The organism is Pseudodonghicola flavimaris (genome assembly GCF_030164425.1).
In the GTDB taxonomy this organism is placed as follows: Bacteria; Pseudomonadota; Alphaproteobacteria; order Rhodobacterales; family Rhodobacteraceae; genus Pseudodonghicola; species Pseudodonghicola flavimaris.
Genome location: NZ_JASNJD010000031.1, coordinates 17,202 through 34,210, shown reverse-complemented (window position 1 = coordinate 34,210; position 17,009 = coordinate 17,202). Strand labels below are relative to the sequence as shown.

General features: G+C 68.6%; 12 protein-coding genes and 1 pseudogene. 11 read left to right on the top strand and 2 right to left on the bottom strand.

The window, feature by feature from the left end; genetic code table 11:
• The 6 genes and pseudogenes from QO033_RS24045 to QO033_RS24020 form a co-directional block, all read left to right on the top strand.
• Window positions 1-115, top strand: a pseudogene (locus QO033_RS24045) (UTP--glucose-1-phosphate uridylyltransferase); the annotation flags it as partial.
• A gap of 247 nt (window positions 116-362) precedes the next feature.
• Complete coding sequence (locus tag QO033_RS24040) at window positions 363-2,237, top strand: polysaccharide biosynthesis protein (protein WP_284483277.1); 1,875 nt, start codon at window positions 363-365, stop codon at window positions 2,235-2,237.
• Window positions 2,238-2,274: 37 nt separating this feature from the next.
• Window positions 2,275-4,428 carry a hypothetical protein gene (locus QO033_RS24035; protein ID WP_284483276.1) on the top strand — a complete coding sequence of 718 codons (2,154 nt, stop codon included), beginning with the start codon at window positions 2,275-2,277 and terminating at the stop codon, window positions 4,426-4,428.
• A 152-nt stretch (window positions 4,429-4,580) separates the two neighbouring features.
• On the top strand, window positions 4,581-6,830 hold the full coding sequence (locus tag QO033_RS24030) for a YjbH domain-containing protein (protein ID WP_284483275.1): 2,250 nt from the start codon (window positions 4,581-4,583) through the stop codon (window positions 6,828-6,830).
• Window positions 6,827-7,522: a YjbF family lipoprotein gene (locus QO033_RS24025; RefSeq protein WP_284483274.1), complete on the top strand. Its 696-nt coding sequence runs from the start codon at window positions 6,827-6,829 to the stop codon at window positions 7,520-7,522. Before QO033_RS24030 ends, QO033_RS24025 begins: the two co-directional genes overlap by 4 nt.
• Window positions 7,523-7,646: 124 nt before the next feature.
• A complete protein-coding gene (locus QO033_RS24020; RefSeq protein ID WP_284483273.1) occupies window positions 7,647-7,862 on the top strand; it encodes a hypothetical protein in 216 nt (71 codons plus the stop codon).
• A 263-nt stretch (window positions 7,863-8,125) separates the two neighbouring features.
• Here QO033_RS24020 and QO033_RS24015 read toward each other — a convergent pair whose 3' ends face one another.
• Window positions 8,126-9,112, bottom strand: a complete 987-nt coding sequence (locus tag QO033_RS24015; protein ID WP_284483272.1) for a DUF2793 domain-containing protein — start codon at window positions 9,110-9,112, stop codon at window positions 8,126-8,128.
• A gap of 256 nt (window positions 9,113-9,368) precedes the next feature.
• Between QO033_RS24015 and QO033_RS24010 the strand changes: the two genes are divergently transcribed.
• Window positions 9,369-11,552, top strand: coding sequence for a hypothetical protein (locus QO033_RS24010; protein WP_284483271.1), 2,184 nt, complete (start codon window positions 9,369-9,371; stop codon window positions 11,550-11,552).
• A gap of 53 nt (window positions 11,553-11,605) precedes the next feature.
• Here QO033_RS24010 and QO033_RS24005 read toward each other — a convergent pair whose 3' ends face one another.
• Window positions 11,606-12,532, bottom strand: a complete 927-nt coding sequence (locus QO033_RS24005) for a LysR family transcriptional regulator (protein WP_284483270.1) — start codon at window positions 12,530-12,532, stop codon at window positions 11,606-11,608.
• A gap of 93 nt (window positions 12,533-12,625) precedes the next feature.
• Here QO033_RS24005 and QO033_RS24000 point away from each other — a divergent pair, with 93 nt between their 5' ends.
• The 4 genes from QO033_RS24000 to QO033_RS23985 all read left to right on the top strand — a co-directional run bounded on the left by QO033_RS24000 (window position 12,626) and on the right by QO033_RS23985 (window position 17,005).
• Entirely contained in the window at window positions 12,626-14,044 is a 1,419-nt protein-coding gene (locus QO033_RS24000) for an amidase (protein ID WP_284483269.1), read from the top strand.
• A gap of 153 nt (window positions 14,045-14,197) precedes the next feature.
• On the top strand, window positions 14,198-15,490 hold the full coding sequence (locus QO033_RS23995) for an ABC transporter substrate-binding protein (protein WP_284483268.1): 1,293 nt from the start codon (window positions 14,198-14,200) through the stop codon (window positions 15,488-15,490).
• Window positions 15,490-16,287, top strand: a complete 798-nt coding sequence (locus tag QO033_RS23990; RefSeq protein WP_284483267.1) for an ABC transporter ATP-binding protein — start codon at window positions 15,490-15,492, stop codon at window positions 16,285-16,287. The genes QO033_RS23995 and QO033_RS23990 overlap by 1 nt, the downstream gene beginning before the upstream one ends.
• A complete protein-coding gene (locus tag QO033_RS23985; RefSeq protein ID WP_284483266.1) occupies window positions 16,280-17,005 on the top strand; it encodes an ABC transporter ATP-binding protein in 726 nt (241 codons plus the stop codon). Before QO033_RS23990 ends, QO033_RS23985 begins: the two co-directional genes overlap by 8 nt.
• Window positions 17,006-17,009 lie beyond the last annotated feature (4 nt).

The window sequence follows — 17,009 nt, the reverse complement described above, 5'->3', positions numbered from 1 at the left end:
GAAGGCGGGGTTCCTGCAGGCGACGGTGGCCTTCGCCCTGGCCCGCGACGACCTGCGCGAGGAGCTGGCCCAGTTCCTCTCGGAAGTCGTCCAGATCGACCGCGCCGCCCAGTGACGGCGCAGTAGGGCGATCACGACCCGGCAGCGCCGGCCGGACGGACGGGCAGGGGCCCGCCGGTTTCCCGGTCGGCGTCACGTCGGTTTTGACATCGAAGGTTATCCAAGACTAATTTAAACAGTTAATAAATTCATTAGGGGGTCCGGCCCATTGCATGTGGGACGGTCGGGCGCCGGATGCTGCGAATGCGATATTTTCAGAGGCCGGTCGACGGCAGCGGCCCCGACGGGGCGGGAGAGGCGCTATGCTGAAGCTGCTGAATGCCCTGTCGCGCAATCAGCGCGGCTATGTCTTTCTGGCGATCGACCTGGCGCTGCTGCCGCTGGCGCTGCTCTTCACCTATATGGTGCAGGCGCTGCCGACCTCCGCCATCGACACGCTGCGCCGCACCCTGGCGATCCTGCCCTATCTGCTGCTGGCGGCGGCGGGGCTGTCGAAGCTGCTGGGGCTGCCCAATATCCAGCTCAAGGCCTATGAACGCCATGCCATCGGGCTGACCGCGCTCTATGCCCTGGGGCTGACCCTGGCGCTGGCGCTGCTGACCTGGATCGCCGGGCCGTCCTTGCCGCCGGGCACCCATGTGATCTTCGGCATCGTCTATTTCCTGGCGGTGGTGGCGACCCGCATGGTGCTGCTGCAGGTGGTCACCGCGATCTACCGGCGGGCACAGCCGCGCCGCCGGGTGCTGATCTATGGCGCCGGCACCACCGGCACCCAGCTGGCCCAGGCGCTGAGCGCGCATGACAGCATCGATCCGGTCGCCTTCGTCGACGACAACACCTCGTTGCAGGGGATGCTGCTGGCCGGGCTGCCGGTGCATCCGCCGGCGCGAATCGCCCGGCTGGTGCGCGACCGCCGGATCGACCGCGTGGTGCTGGCGATGCCCTCGCTCAGCCAGCCGAAACAGGCGCAGATCGCCCGCCGGCTGCAGAAGATGGGGCTGGAGGTGCAGGTGCTGCCCTCCTTCGCCCAGCTGATCGGCGAAGAGGCGCTGATCGACAAGCTGACGCCGCTGGCGCCGCAGAGCTTTCTGGGCCGCAAGGCGGCGGATACCGATCTGGGGCAGGCCAGCGAGAATTACGAGAACCGCGTGGTGCTGGTCTCCGGCGCCGGCGGCTCGATCGGCTCGGAGCTTTGCCGTCAGCTGCTGAACTGCCGGCCGACCCGGCTGGTGCTCTACGAGCTGTCGGAACTCGCGCTCTACACCGTGCATCAGGAGCTGGAGCAGCTGACCGAGGGCACCGGGGTGGAGCTGGTGCCGGTCTTGGGCTCGGTCACCGATCCGCGCCAGGTCCGCAAGGTGCTGGCCGATCACGGGGTACAGGTGGTGCTGCATGCGGCCGCCTATAAACATGTGCCGCTGGTCGAGGCCAACCCGCTGCCGGGGCTGGCCAACAACGTCTTCGGCACCCGCACCCTGGCGCGCGAGGCCGCCGCCGTGGGGGTGGAACGCTTCATCCTGATCTCCTCGGACAAGGCGGTGCGGCCGACCAATGTGATGGGCGCCTCCAAGCGGCTGGCCGAACTGGTGATCCAGGATCTCTCGACCCGCGCCAGCGGCACGATCTTCACCATGGTGCGGTTCGGCAACGTGCTGGGGTCGAGCGGATCGGTGGTGCCGCTGTTTCAGGAGCAGGTCAGCCGCGGCGGTCCGGTGACGGTGACCGACCCGCGGGTGAAACGCTATTTCATGACCATCCGCGAGGCGGTGCAGCTGGTGCTGAAGGCCGGCGCCATCGCCGAGGGCGGCGAGGTCTTCGTGCTGGACATGGGCAAGCTGGTGCCGATCCTGCAGCTGGCCCGCCAGGTGATCGAAAGCGCCGGCTACACGGTGCGCGATGCCGCCAACCCCGAGGGCGATATCGAGATCGAGATCGTCGGCCTGCGCCCCGGCGAGAAGCTGGAGGAGGAGCTGACGCTCTGCCCCGATCTGATCGGCACCCGGTATCAGAAGATCTTCTGCGCCCGCGAACAGCGGCTGTCCGAAATCGAGGTCGCCGGTATCCTGCGCGGCCTGCGTCAGGCTCTGGCCGCCGGCGACGAGGCCGCGGCCCGGGCGGTGATCCAGCACGGGGTCGAAGGCTATGCCCCCGGCGAGGCGGGGCTGAAGTCCCTGTAACCGGCCTGCTCAGCAACCCTCCCCGGAGACCCGCACGATGATCCCTCCCCTTCGCCACCGGGTCCCCCCCGAAGAACCCTCCGCCGTTTCCGATCCTGCCCCCGATCCCGCCCGGCGCCGGCTGCTGACCGGTCTGGCCGCCGCGCCGCTGGCGGCGGCGGGGATCGAGGCTGCGGTCTTCGCCACCCGGGCCGAGGCGGCGGCGGCGACACCGGCGGCCGGTGAGACGCATCTGTTCATCCGCGGCCTGTGCTATGTCGCCGATCCCGCCGGTCAGGCGCTGCAAACCGCCGACGGGCGGCGCTGGTCGCCCTTCGGGTTGATCACGCCGCAGCATTTCGGCGATCTGTCGCAGGACGATACCGCGCTGCTGCAGGCGGCGCTGGATTACGCCGCGGATCTGGCGATGCGCAGCGGCTGGGACGATGGCGTGCCCGGCGTCTTCGGCATGCAGGTGGTGGTCTCCGGGCTCAATGCGCTCTACCGGGTGTCGAAACCGCTGCGGCTCAGGGCCGGCAACCGCGGCGCGGTGGTGCGCGATTTCTCGATCCTGGCAGTGGGCGAGGGCTGGGCGCAGGACGGCGGTCGCGGCCGGGTCGGCGATCAGGAGTATCGCCCGGCGGCCTCGGACTTCCTGTTCGACTGCGGCGCGCGGGCGACCTATGTGCAGTTCGAGAACCTCAAGCTGAACTGTGCCGACCGCTGCGGCGGCATCCATGGCCGGGCCCACACCCGGGTGGTCAACTGCGTGATCCGCAAATGCGCCGGTATCGGCGTGCTGGCCAGCGCCGGCGATGTCTGGGTCGATCGCTGCCAGATCTGCCAGTACGACATGAACGACGTGGAATATTACGATCCGCCGCGGTTCAGCGGCATCGGCGTGCTGTGCGAGGACAGCGATCTGCGGGTCACCCATTCGGTGCTGAGCTGGCTGGCCGAATGCGCCCGCGTCGAGGGCACCAACTGCACCTTCGCGCATTGCCATATCTTCAACGGCTGCCGCCGCTACCTCGGCCGCTACACCAAGGCCATGGGCGAGACCGAGACCCGTGGCGAGCCGCTGAACGCGGCGCTCAGCGCCTATTTCGGCCGTCCCATCGACGATGCCACCGATCTGCCGCCGCGACCTTATCACGCCGGGATCGTCGTCACCGGGCCGCTGGCACAGGACAACAGTTTCGACAGTCTCTATTTCGACAACTGCCACATGGAGATCTATGCCCACGGGGTGCATTTCAACGAGCCCAAGCTGGGCTCGAAGCCGAATTCCTCGCTGTGGTCCTCGCCGGTGGATTACTGGTTCGCGGTCTATCCCACCCGGGACGGCGATGTGCCGCGCTTCGTGCTGGACGAGGTGATGCTGTTCGTCGAATCGCGGCCCAAGCGGCTGGTGGACTTCCGCCGTCATCCGCTGACCGGCGCCGGCTGGGCGGAGAGCTTCGACACGTTCAACCATGGCAGCCACAACCTGAGCGACCGCGGCTGGGGCGACCGGTTCCGCATAGATGTGCCGCTGGTGCATGCGGTGAACCGCGAGCTGGACAGCGACCGGCCGGCGGTGACCTATGCCGCGCCCGGGCTGGGGGCGGCGATCGGCTTCACCGATGCCGGCAGCCGGCGCGGCGACAGTTTCGGCGGCCAGGCGCTGGCGCCCTGGGTCGCGGGACAGATGTTCCGCCGCGGCGACCGGGTGCGGCTGGCCGGGCGGGTCTATGAGAACCTCACCCCGGGCAAGAAGAAGAAGGAGCGCCGGGCCGGGACCCGGCCGCCGGAGCATCTGTCAGGCATCGTGTCGGACGGGCGGCTCGACTGGGTGTTCCTGGGGCTCTGCGATCCCGAGCCGGTGCGCTTCGGCGGCGCCGGCGATCAGGCCCGGATCGCCGCCCCCAACGGCCAGCTGGTGATCGGCGCGCTGGATGCGCCGGTGTTCCGCGGTGCCGATCCGCATGCGCTGGCGCTGCGCACCGGCGACAGCGGGGTCCGCGCGGCGCCGGCGGCGACGGCCGACGATCTGACCATCGAGACCGCTGGCGACGGCGGCCTGTCGATCGCCATGCCGGCGGGGGCCCGGGCCAGCCTGACGGTGGCGACGCCGGCCGATCCGCAGCGCTTCGGGCTGGAGTTCGACGATGCGGCGGGCGAGATCCGGCTGCTGATCGGCGGCCGGGTGGTGCAGCGCTTTGCCGGCTGAGGCCGCGCGCCCGGGTCCGCCCGTCTGCTGGGCAGCCCTGCGGCGGATCTGTCACGCGTGGGCGGCCCGCCGCGGGCGCGGGGGGACAGGGCGTTGATCCGCTTCGGCGCTTTGTGCTGTAACGGTCGCGATCCCGAGAGACAGGCCTTTTCATGACCTTGCCGATTCCCCTTTTCCCGCGCCGGGCCCGGTTCCGGCAGGTTCCCGGGCTGGCCGTGGCGGCGCTGCTGTCGCTGCCGATCCTGACGTCGCCGGGCCGGGCCCAGGAGATCGGCGACACCACGCGCTATCTGCCGCCCGAGATCGGCTCGGAGACGCCGAGCTTCAAACCGCTGCCGCCGCCCAGCCTGAACTTCTACGGCGTGCCGGGGGTGATCGACATGCCCTCCGGGCAGACCGCGCCGGACGGGCAGTTCACCACCGCGCTGGCGCATTTCGGCGGCCAGACCCGGGTGACGCTAAGCTTTCAGGCCACCCCCTGGATGGGCATCAGCTTCCGCTATCATGGCATCCAGAACTGGAACATGTACGGGTTCGAAACCTATTACGACCGCAACTTCGACGTGCGGTTCCGGCTGATGCAGGAGGCCCGGTTCCGCCCCGAGGTCACCCTCGGGCTGCAGGATTTCAGCGGCACCGGCCTGTTCGGCGCGGAATATATCGCCGCCAGCAAGACGCTGCGCACCCCCGCCGTCTGGGGCAGCGCCCGCGACGGTGGCCAGCTGGTGGTGACCGGCGGCATCGGCTGGGGCCGGCTCGGGTCTTACAACAACATCGGCTCCTTCGGCCATCGCCCGGCCTATGACGGGTCCACCAATTTCGGCGGTGAGCCCTCCTACGACCAGTGGTTCCGCGGCCCCTATGCGCTGTTCGGGGGGGTGGAATGGCGGCCGAACGACCGGCTCGGGATCAAGCTGGAGTATTCCTCGGACGATTACGTGACCGAGACCCAGAAAACGGCCGTCTTCGAGAAGAAGTCCCCCTTCAACTTCGGCGTCGAATATCAGTGGACCGAGAGCAGCCGGCTCGGGCTCTATTATATGTACGGCTCGGAAATCGGGGCCAGCCTGCAGATCCAGTTCAACCCGCGCCAGCCGCTGACGCCGATGCAGCAATCGGCGCCGTTGCCGATCAAGCCGCGCCGCGACTGGGCCGGCCCACCCGAGGCCTGGACCACCGACTGGGTGGACAGCGCCGAGGTCAGGCTGAGCCTGCGCGACCGGGTGGCGGCGGAGCTGACGAAGAGCGGCCTGGTGCTGGAATCGCTGGAGCTGAGCGGCACCGAGGCCGAGCTGCGCTATCGCAACCCGCGCTATACGCCCGCCGCCGCCGCCGTCGGCCGCGCCGCCCGGGCGCTGGCCGCCAGCCTGCCGCCCTCGGTCGAGACCTTCCGCCTGGTGCCGGTGGCCAACGGCATGGCGCTGTCGGCGGTGATCCTGCGCCGCTCGGATCTCGAGGCACTGGAATATGACGGCGACGCGGCGCAGGCGCTGCGGGCGGTCACCGCCTATGCCGACGCACCGCACGGGCCGGGGGCCGGGGCGATGCCGGGGCCCGATCTCTATCCCGATTTCAGCTGGTCGCTGGCGCAGTATTTCGCTCCGTCCTATTTCGACCCCTCGCTGCCGTTCCGGCTCGATCTCGGGGTCGATCTGCGGCTGAGCTACCGGCCGGCGCCGGGCTGGCGCATCGCCGGCAAGATCCGGCAGCGGGTCTGGGGCAACGTCAAGGATGGCCGGGCGTCGAATTCTGTGCTGCCGCATGTGCGCACCGATCAGGACAAATACGCCCAGCACGGCACCACCATCGAAGAGCTCTATGCCGCGCGCTACTGGCGGCCGGGGGCCAATCTTTATGCCCGGATCAGCGGCGGCTATTTCGAATCGATGTTCGGCGGCCTGTCGGGGGAGCTGCTGTGGAAACCGGTGGGCAGCCGGCTGGCGCTGGGGATCGAGGCGAATTACGCCATCCAGCGCGATTACGATCAGCTGTTCAGCTTCCGCGATTACAAGGTCTTCACCGGCCATGCCTCGGCCTATTACGAGCTCGGCGGTGGTTATAAGACGCAGCTCGACGTCGGCCGCTATCTGGCCGGCGATTTCGGCGCCACCTTCAGTTTCGACCGCATCTTCGCCAATGGCTGGAGCGTCGGCGGCTTCTTCACCCTGACCGATGTGTCCTCGGCCGATTTCGGCGAGGGCTCCTTCGACAAGGGGATCCGTTTCCGCATCCCGCTGAACTGGATGCTGGGCACGCCCAGCCGGTCCGGCATGGGCATGCTGATCCGGCCGGTGCAGCGGGACGGCGGCCAGCGGCTGGATGTGCCGGGGCGGCTTTATGACCAGGTGCGCGAGGCGCATCGCAGCGGGCTGGACGCCGGATGGGAGAGGGTCTGGGAATGAGAACGCTCTTCGATATCCGGGCCGGAGCGGGCCTGCTGCTGGCCGGGATGCTGGCCATGTCGGGCTGCAGCCGCGGCACCGAGGAGGCGCCGACCCAGCTGGAGCTGGCCCGGGCGACCCAGGGGGTTGTCAGCGGCCTGCTGCAGCGCCGCAAGGCAGCACCGCCGCCGGCGTTCAGCCGCGCCCAGCTGGAAACCGTCGGCCTGCCGATCACAGGTTTCGTTGCCGAGAACCGCGATCTCTCCGCCTATTTCTTCCGCACCGAAGCGCGCCACGACGCGACGCCCGGGCTGATCGAGGTCTGGCTGTCGGGGGATCAGAAATCCAGCGTCACCACCCGCGCCGGGCTGGTGATCGCGACCCGGGGGCTGGGCGACGACCTGCTGTCCAGCACCGTGCCGATGGCTGGCTCCGGCCCGGCGCCGGGCCCGCTGGCGCAGCAGATCCGCTATGGCGACAACCGCGAGCGGGGACTGCGGCTGCGCTGCGACCTGGCCGATCTGGGCCCCGAGCGGATCGAAATCCTGGGCCGGTCCCAGGCGACGCGGCACCTGCAGCAAAGCTGCGAGGGGGCGGGTGGCCGGATCGTGAACGATTTCTGGGCCGATCCCCGCGATGGCTTCCTGTGGCAGTCCCGGCAATGGGCCGGCCCCGGGGTCGGCTATCTGCAACTGCGGCGGGTGATTAAATAGACACATATTTGCTGCGGCTGCGAAAAAACGCAGGAAGGCCCCGCAGGCCCCTTTCACGCGCGTTGAAATGAAGGGGAATCTGCGCTAAGGCTGGGGCAAGTGTATCCGAGAGGAGTTTGGAATTATGAAAAAGATGATTGCTGCGATGGTCGTCGCAACCCTGGGCATGTCCGGCGCCGCTCTGGCCCAACAAACCCCGCCGCCGGCGCCCGGTGGTGGCGGCATCCTGGCCGGCACCGGCCTGACCGTTGGTGCTGCAGCCGGCATCGTGGCCGGTCTGATTGTCGTCGGTGTCATCGTGTCGGATGACGACGACAGCAGCACCACCACCACCAAGTAAGGCGGTGATCCACGCCGGGGCAATCGCCTGAGGCGTGCGGCTGAAAGATTGAAAAGGCAGACAGCTTTGCGGCTGTCTGCCTTTTTTCGTTTGATCCCCCGGTGAGGCGGTCCGCCCATGCGACCGGCATGTAATGATAGTTATGTTAATTTTTGCATGCAGGCTCTGATCAGGACCGATGCCGAGGCCGCTGCGCGGCCTGTCTCCGGCGGGGATATTTGCAGCCAGAAAAAGCGGCGCGGACAAGAGACGCCCCGGGGCGGTCAGCCCAGCAGGTGCAGGGAGACCGTCAGCGCCGCGCCGCTGCGATTCTCGACATAGAGCTGGCCGTCGGCGGCGGCCGAGAGGATGAGGCGACCAGCGGGGCCGCTGCTGCCGGTCAGCGCGCCGGTGGTCGTTTCCGTCAGTGCCCCGGCATAGAGCGGCTGGATTGCCGGCGGGCTGGCGCAGGCGAAATGCACCAGGGCGCCCAGATCGGTGCCGGCGGGGCCACCGTCGGGCCGGGCCGAGAGCAGCGCGAAACCGGTGGGCGGGCCGGGATCGATCTGGGCGGCGGCTCCGTCGGCCAGCCCGATGCCGGCGCCGCCGATACCGGCGCCGCCCACCGTCAGCGCCGGGACCCGCAGTCTGCCGCTGGCGGCGGCGACCGAGAGCGCCTCGATCCAGCTGCTGCCGTCGGGGCTGACCTTCAGCGACCAGTCGGTGCCCCCCGCCAGCCCCAGTTCGGCGTGGCCGGTCCAGCCCGACTGAAACAGCAGGCTGGCGGTATCGCCGGCCGCGGCCTTGTTGATCTTGAGCTGGTGGCCGGCGCCGGCATGGCTGAGCAGCGTCGCCGCGGCCTTCACCGCCAGCCGGTTCACCGGGTCATGATCGGTGCCGATGCCGATGCCGTCCAGCTGGTCGGGGGCGGCGCGAGGCAGCACCCAGGCGGTTCCGTCCCAGATCCGCAGCTCAGCCGTCTGCCGGCTCCAGCCGCGCCAGCCGGGAACCGGCGCGATGAACATCCAGCCGGTGTCGGTCCGGGCCGCCAGCATCTGTCCCTGCCCGGCCCAGTCGCCCACCGGCGCCGGCCCCAGCGCATAGACCACGCCCTCCTCCGGCAGCTCGGGCGGGGTCTCGGCGCCGAAGGCGGCGACGCTCAGCTGCACCAGAACGTCCAGCCGCCGCAGCGCGCCGTTATGGGTGACAAAGGGCTGGGCCTGGTTCGGCACCAGGAACGGCAGAGCGAGGATCGGGGTGCTGTCCGACATGCCGGGGCTCCTTTCGCGACGAGGGGGAGACGGAACGGGGCCGAGTGATGGCGGAGCGGGGTTAACGCCGGCCTGCGGCGGCGGCCGGCGCGGTAACCGAGCGGCCGGAACAGGCGCTGTTGCCGGGCATTCGAGACAAGCTTGAAACAGGGTTGAAGCATCTTCCCCGGTTTCGCCCTTTTTCCGCGCGCCCGCCGCCGCGCTTGCGCCCTAGGCCGGGGATGCGGGGGGAGCTTTCCCCGGGGCGGAGGCGGCGGTGCTGACACTGACGGGGCGGATCACGGCAAAGGATGAGCTGCTCGACACCGATCTGCGCCATCTGGGCAGCCTGGTGACCGGGAGCGGCAGCTATCTTTATGCCGCCACCGGCCAGAACGGCGGCATCAGCGTCTACCGGCTGGACGCCGGCGGCGGTCTCGCCCGGCTGACCGACAGCAGCTATTTCGATGTCTCCGGCCTGGGGCTGGGCCGGTTCGATATCGTCGAGCGCGGCGGCGCCGCCGAACTGGTGCTGCACGGGACCGGCGACGGCAGCCTGATCGGTTATGCCATCGAGGCCGACGGCAGCCTGGCCGAGGCCGCCAGCACCGATCTGCCGGGCCATGGCGGCGAAACCCCGGCCTCGGTCGCGGCCTTCGGCCTCGGGGCCGGACGCAGCGCGCTCTATATGGTCGATGCCGAGACCGGCGGCATCGATGCCTGGATTTCCGACAGCAGCGGATCGATCGTGCGCGCCGCCAGCCTGGGTGGCACATCCTCGCATTACGTGCTGGACAGCCAGGCGCTGCTGCAGGTGGTCCCCGAGGGGCCGGGCGGCGGTGCCTTCCTGCTGGCCGCCGACGGCCACAGCCAGGGGGTCAGCTGTTACACCATCGATGCGGCCACCGGCGCGCTCAGCCGCAGCGCCACCCTGGGGGCGGCGGACGGGCTGGGGGTGGCCGGGCCCAGCGGGCTGCAGGCGGTCACCGCCGGGGGGGCCACCTGGGTGGTGCTGGCCGCCGCCGGATCCAGTTCGATCACGGTGATGCAGCTCGGCGCCGACGGCAGCCTGACCGCGACGGATCATGTCATCGACACCCGCGCCACCCGTTTCGACGCGGTCACCGCGCTGGAGGTGGTGGTGGCGGAGGAGCGGGTCTTCGTGCTGGCGGGCGGCGCCGATGACGGGCTCAGTCTGTTCACCCTGCTGTCGGACGGACGGCTGGTGCATCTGCAGAGCCTGACACAGGAGACCGGGATGGGGCTGGAGAACATCACCAGCATCGAGGCGGTCCCGCTGGGCGACGCCATCCAGATCTTCGTCACCTCCGGCAGCGGCAGCGGGGTGACGCAATTCGCCCTCGATCTCGGTCGGCTGGGCAGCGTGCTCGATGCCCGCGCCAGCGAGGGCGAGGCCAGCGGCGGCACCGAGACCGCCCGCGACGGGCGGGTGCTGATCACCGGCAGCGACGGCGACGATGTGCTGGTCAGCGGCAGCGCCGGGGCGGAGATCACCGGCGGCGACGGCGGTGATACCTTCGTGCTGGCGCCGACCGAGGGGACGCTGCGCATCCTCGATTTCGAACGCGGCAGCGACCGGCTGGACCTGAGCGCCTTTCCGATGCTGCGCAGCCCCGACCAGCTGCGGTTCGAGCCGATCGCGACCGGGATTTGGGTGCGCTACGGCAGCACCGAGCTCAAGGTGCTGAGCGCCGATGGCAAGCCGCTGCTGGCCGCCGATCTCTGGCCCGACGGCTTCGACACGCCGGACCGGATCCCGTTGCCGGAGGCGGAGGAGGACGCGGCCGGCACCGAGCAGCACGGCAGCGCGGCTGCCGACCGGCTCTCCGGCGGGGCGGGCGACGACCTGCTCGAAGGGCTCGGCGGGGCGGATCGTCTGCGCGGCGGCGGTGGCGCCGACCGGCTGCTGGGCGGTGCCGGCAACGACCGGATGCGGGGCGGCGCCGGGATCGATCTGCTGCGGGGCGGCGCCGGGCGCGACCGGCTCTGGGGTCAGCGGGGCGACGATCACCTGCTGGGGGGGGACGGCAACGATCTGCTCAAGGGCGGTGGCGGCACCGACCGGATGGAGGGAGAGACCGGGAGCGACCGGCTGCTGGGCCAGGCCGGCCGGGACCGGCTGTCGGGCGGCGCCGGCGACGATGATCTCTCCGGCGGCGCCGGGCGGGATGTGTTGCTGGGCGGCGCCGGCGACGACAGGCTGACCGGCGGCGCCCGGCGCGACCGTTTCGTTTTCGAGGCGGATCACGGCGACGACAGCATCACCGATTTCGACCCGGATCAGGATCAGATCCGGCTGGACATCCCGGGGCTCAGCTATGCGGCGCTGAAGATCGTCGCGGCGGGGGAGGACACGCTGATCGACACCGGCGAGGGCACCATCGTGCTGGAGGGAATCGACCCCGGGGATCTGGAGGCCGATCACTTCCTGTTCAGCTGAGCCCCCTGCCCCGCCCGCCCGCGCGGGCGGAAGCACGACGACAAAAGGGGCGCTCAGGACGGGGTCAGATGCCGGTATCCCAGCGCCACATGCTCCTTCAGCTCGGCGATGAACTCGATCAGGTTGGGCGGTTTCTGATCGCCGTAGTGATCGGCGGTGACGATATTGGGGGCCGGCAGATCCTCCAGCAGCCGCAGCCGCTTGGTATTGGCCTCCGTCGGCAGCGGGTTGGCCGGCCAGGCGTTCAGGATGGTGCCGCCGAAGCCCGAGGAGACCGCCCGGATCACCGTTTCGTAATGGCTGCTGCGAAAGCCGATCGTCGGTTTCTGCGATGTATAGTCGAACAGCGTCATCAGATAGGTGGTGGTCAGCGGCAGGGTCAGCAGCGAGATCGGCTCGCGGCAGAGCTGTTCCAGCGAGATCTCGTCATGGCGGGCCAGCGGGCTGTCGACATGCACCATCGCATGCGGCGGCGCCCGGCCGATATATTCGATCGTGCAGTCGAAATCGGGGCCCAGATCGTAGATCACCGCCACGTCGATCTCGCCCCGGTCGAGCGCCCGCTTGAGCGAGACCTGATCGGTCTCCAGCAGGGTGATTTCGAAATACCCGATCCGCTCGCGCAGCTTGCGCAGAACGTCGATCATCATGATCGGGCCGAAGGGTTCGAAACAGCCGATCCGCAGCGGCCCGTGCGGGGTGCCGGAGATCAGCAGGCTGTGGCGGAATTCGCGTTCGGCCGACAGCAGCCGCCGCGCCGCCGCCAGATAGCGTTCCCCCATCGCCGTCAGCACCACCCCCCGCCCCTTCCGCCGGTCGAAGATGCGGGCGCCTAAATCTTGTTCAGCGTTATCGATGGCCGCCAGAATGGAGGACTGTGAAATATGCATGTCGCGTGACGCTTTTGCGATGCTGCCGGTCTCGTAAACCGCCAGTACATATTGGATTTGTCGTAAGGAGGCGCTCACCAACCTCTCCATAGAATGTTCAGGTTTTCTGTATATTTTGCATTTTACAAAGTTTCAGGCCCGGCGCAGCTTTTTTTTACAGATAAGACAAAACCGGAAATCATTGTGCTGGATGTGAAGAAAACCCCGATTTCGGGCGCGGATGACTGTTGCCTGCTGACAAGCGCCGAGCTGACGAAAGCCTATGCCGCGGGCAGCCTGTCGCCGGTCGAGGTGACCGCGAAGGCGCTGGAGCGGGCCGAGGCGGCGCAGGAAAGCTGCAACGCCTTCACCCTGATCGACCATGACGGCGCGCTGGAGATGGCCCGCGCCGCCGAGGCGCGCTGGCAGGCGGGCACGCCGCTGTCGCCAGTCGACGGAGTGCCGGCGACGATCAAGGATATCGTCTCGATCAAGGGCTGGTCGGTGCGCTACGGCTCGACCCTGACCGATCCCACCCCCTGTGCCGCGGATGCCCCCAGCGTGGCGCGGATGCGCGCTGCGGGCCTGGTGTTCCTCGGCATGACGACGACGCCGGAATTCGGCTGGAAGGCGATCACCGACTGTCTCTATTCCGGCATCACCCGCAACCCCTGGAACACCGATGTCACCCCGGGCGGCTCCTCGGGCGGGGCCGCGGTCGCGGCGGCCATGGGCGCCGGCGTCTTTCATCTCGGCTCGGACGGGGGTGGCTCGATCCGCATTCCCTCCGCCTTCACCGGCATCTCCGGCATCAAGCCGACCTTCGGCCGGGTGCCGGCCTATCCGGCCAGCCCCTTCGGCACCGTCGCCCATATCGGCCCGATGTGCCGCCGCCCCGAGGACGCCGAGGCGATGCTGGCGGTGATGTCCGGGCGCGATCTGGCCGACTGGTTCCAGGGCGCGGCGGAGTTCCCCGCGCTCTCCGCGCAGGAGGTCACCCCCAAGGGCAAGAAGATCGGCGTCTGGCGCACCCCGCCCTCGGGGTACGTCGACCCGGAGGTCGCGGCGCAATTCGACAAATCGCTGGCGGATCTGGCCGAGGCCGGCGCCGAGCTGATCGAATTCGAGCTGCCGATGGCCGATCAGATCCTCGACATCTTCAACTGGCACTGGATTTCCGGTGCCCGCCGCCGGCTCGACATGCTGGGCGAGTTCGACGCCGGCCAGATCGATCCCGGGCTTTACCAGATGGCCGAACAGGCGCGTGACTGGCGGGTGTCCGATTACATCGCCAATGTGAACCTGCGCGCCGCCTATGGCTCGGAAATGGACCGGGCGCTGGCCGAGGATTTCGACTATCTCGTCGCGCCGGGGGCGGCCATCCTGCCCTTCACCGCCGGCGAGGAGCTGCCTGAGGACAGCGGCCTCTCGCGCTGGATCGAATGGGCCGGCTTCTCCTATCCGATCAACCTCAGCCAACAGCCGGCGATGTCGGTGCCCGCCGGGCTGAGCACGGGCGGCCTGCCGCATTCGCTGCAGATCATCGCCGGACGCGGCGCGGATTCGCAGGTGCTGGCCCTGGCCAAATGGTGGGCCGCCCGTCACCCCGACTATTTCCTCTGACTTCACGACCCCATCCGCATCACCGCGCGGATGGGCCTTCCCCGGGGCGGGACGCGCTCCCTACGGGTCCCGCCCCACCGAACGACCAAGACCATAACAAAGCAAAACAGCGGCCGGAAACGCCTGGCCGACACCACCAACAAGGAGATGACATTGCTGAACCGACGTTCCATGCTCATGGGCACGGCTGCCCTCGGCTCGGGGGCCTCGCTGCTGTCGAGCGTCAATGCCGCCCATGCGGCCGACACCTCCCCGATCGCCGTGGGCGCCGTGCTGCCGATGACCGGCGCCGCCGCCGCTGACGGGGTCGAATTCCAGAACGGCCTGACGATGGCCATCGAAGAAATCAACGCCATGGGCGGCGTGCTCGGCCGCCCGCTGGAGCTGCATGTCGAGGACAGCTCGGCGATGAACGCCGAGATCGTCAGCCAGGCGATGCAGCGGCTGATCGACAAATACGAAACCCCGGTGATCGTGAACGGCTACAACTTCGGCACCGGCATGATCGAGATGGATGTCGCCGCCGACAACGACATCATCTTCATCCACTACAACACGCTGATCTCGCATAACACCAAGTTCAAGAGCGACCCGGCGCGCTACTACGGCTCGTTCCAGGGCGATCCGCCCGAATATTACTATGGCCCGGGTCTGCTGACCTATCTCAACGGCCTGATCGACAGCGGCCAGTGGGCGCCGGAGAACAAGACCATCGCGCTGGTCACCTCCTCGGCGGAATATTCCATCGTCATCGCCAACGCGGTGCGCGACCAGGCCAAGGATTACGGCTGGGACGTGACGCTCTATGAAACCGTGGGCTTCCCCAACAACCAGTGGGGCCCGACGCTGGCCAAGCTGCGCCAGGAGCCGCCGGCGGTGATCGCGGTCACCCATTTCCTGCCGCAGGATCTGGCCGCCTTCATGACCCAGTTCATCCCGCAGCCGACCAATTCGCTGATCTACATGCAGTACGGGCCGTCGCTGCCCGCCTTCAAGGACATCGGCGGCGACGCGGTCGAGGGCGTGCTCTATTCCACCGTGGTGGGCTGTCTGCCGGATGATTATTCCGAGGCCTTCCGCGCCACCTATCGCGACAAATTCGGCCCTAACGCGGCCTATCTGACCGGATCGCAGACCTATGACGGGCTGTGGAAATGGGCGCTGTCGGCGGCCATCGCCGGCGGCCCCGGCGCGCCCTACGAGAAGGAGCAGATGCAGAAGGTCGCCGCGACCATGAACATGCTGGTCTATCGCGGCGTCAACGGCATCTGCAATTTCGACCCCGACGGGCAATCGGCGACGTGCTACCCGGCGCAGACCTCGGATGCCTCGCTGGGGATGCCGCATCAGTTCCTGCAACATCAGGATCTGACCACCGACCCGGTGCTGATCTCGCCGCCGGCCTATGCCAAGGGCAGCTTCAAACTGCCGCCCTGGATGTCGTGATGACGGAAGCTTCGGCTCCGATCCTCAGCTGCGAGGATGTCTCGCGTCACTACGGCTCGCTCCGGGCCGTGGACGATGTGTCGATGTCCGTGATGCCCGGCGAAGTGCTGGGCATCGGCGGCCCCAACGGTGCCGGCAAGACCACGTTCTTCGACGTGGTCACCGGCATCACCGCCCCCAGCGGCGGGCGGATCATCTTCGACGGCCATGACGTGACCGGGATGGGGGCGGACCAGATCTGCCATCTCGGCATCGCCCGCACCTTCCAGCTCAATGCCGCCTTCGACCACATGAGCGTCGAGGAGAATATCCAGGTCGCCGCCCAGTTCGGCCGCCACGGGCGGCGGTTTCCGGGCTTCCGGCTCGGCCGCGCCACCCGCCAGGCCACCGAGGAGGCGCTCGAGTTCGTCGGCCTCGGCGACAAGCGGCGGATGCTGGCGCGCGATCTGCCGGTGCTCGACCGCAAGCTTCTGATGATTGCCGGCGCCATGGCGACCCGGCCCCGCATGGTGTTTCTCGACGAGCCGGTCGGCGGGCTCAACAGCGACGAGATCGACCATATCCAGGACCTGGTGCGCCAGATGTGCGGCCGCGGCATCACCATCGTGCTGATCGAACATGTGATGCGCTTCCTGCTGACGCTGTCGAGCCGGGTGCTGATCATGCATCACGGCCAGCTGATCTTCGAAGGCCCGCCCGAGGCGGTGGCCGAGAACGAGACCGTGGTCGAGACCTACCTGGGCAAGGGCGTGGCCGACCGGCTGAAAACCCACTTCGGAGAGGCTGCCCATGGCTGAGCACAAGACCCCCGCGCTGGCCGTCGACGGGCTGAGCGCCGGCTATGACGGCCCCGATGTGCTGCACGGCATCTCGCTGACGGTGCCCAAGGGGCAGATCGTCACCGTGGTGGGCCCCAACGGCCATGGAAAATCGACCCTGCTCCGGACGATTTCGGGCCTGACCCGGCTGCGTCAGGGCCGCATCCTGGCCGAGGGCCGCGAGATCCAGAAGCTGCGGCCGCATCAGGTCGCCGCCGCCGGCATCGCCCATGTGCCGCAGGGCGACCTGCTGTTCCCGGAGATGACCGTCTACGAGAACCTGCTGATGGGCGCCTATACCACCCCGGTCGCCGAGACGGTGGAGAAGCGGCTCGACTTCGTCTATGGCCTGCTGCCGCGGCTGAAGGAACGGCACGGGCAGATCGCCTCGTCGCTGTCGGGCGGCGAGCGGCGGATGGTCGGCATCGGCCGCGGCCTGATGGCCGGCGGCGACGTGATGATGATCGACGAACCCTCGCTGGGGCTGGCGCCGCTGGTGATCGAACAGATCTACGAGGTGATCGGCCAGCTGCGCGCCGAGGGGCGCACCATCCTGCTGGTCGAGGAAAACCCGGCCCGCGTCGCCCACCTGAGCGATGTGATGCATCTGCTCGACGACGGCCGCATCGTCTGGTCCGGCGCGCCGCAAGACCTCCTCGAACGCGAGGAACTGCTGTCAACCTATCTGGGAGGCTGAGGAC

What these genes read in the sequence shown, in the direction of transcription:
- QO033_RS23990 (WP_284483267.1), top strand. Translation starts at nt 15,490, where the DNA reads ATGACGGAAGCTTCGGCTCCGATCCTCAGCTGCGAGGATGTCTCGCGT.
- QO033_RS24025 (WP_284483274.1), top strand. Translation starts at nt 6,827, where the DNA reads ATGAGAACGCTCTTCGATATCCGGGCCGGAGCGGGCCTGCTGCTGGCC.
- QO033_RS24040 (WP_284483277.1), top strand. Translation starts at nt 363, where the DNA reads ATGCTGAAGCTGCTGAATGCCCTGTCGCGCAATCAGCGCGGCTATGTC.
- QO033_RS24020 (WP_284483273.1), top strand. Translation starts at nt 7,647, where the DNA reads ATGAAAAAGATGATTGCTGCGATGGTCGTCGCAACCCTGGGCATGTCC.
- QO033_RS24015 (WP_284483272.1), bottom strand. Translation starts at nt 9,112, where the DNA reads ATGTCGGACAGCACCCCGATCCTCGCTCTGCCGTTCCTGGTGCCGAAC.
- QO033_RS24005 (WP_284483270.1), bottom strand. Translation starts at nt 12,532, where the DNA reads ATGGAGAGGTTGGTGAGCGCCTCCTTACGACAAATCCAATATGTACTG.
- QO033_RS24030 (WP_284483275.1), top strand. Translation starts at nt 4,581, where the DNA reads ATGACCTTGCCGATTCCCCTTTTCCCGCGCCGGGCCCGGTTCCGGCAG.
- QO033_RS24035 (WP_284483276.1), top strand. Translation starts at nt 2,275, where the DNA reads ATGATCCCTCCCCTTCGCCACCGGGTCCCCCCCGAAGAACCCTCCGCC.
- QO033_RS23985 (WP_284483266.1), top strand. Translation starts at nt 16,280, where the DNA reads ATGGCTGAGCACAAGACCCCCGCGCTGGCCGTCGACGGGCTGAGCGCC.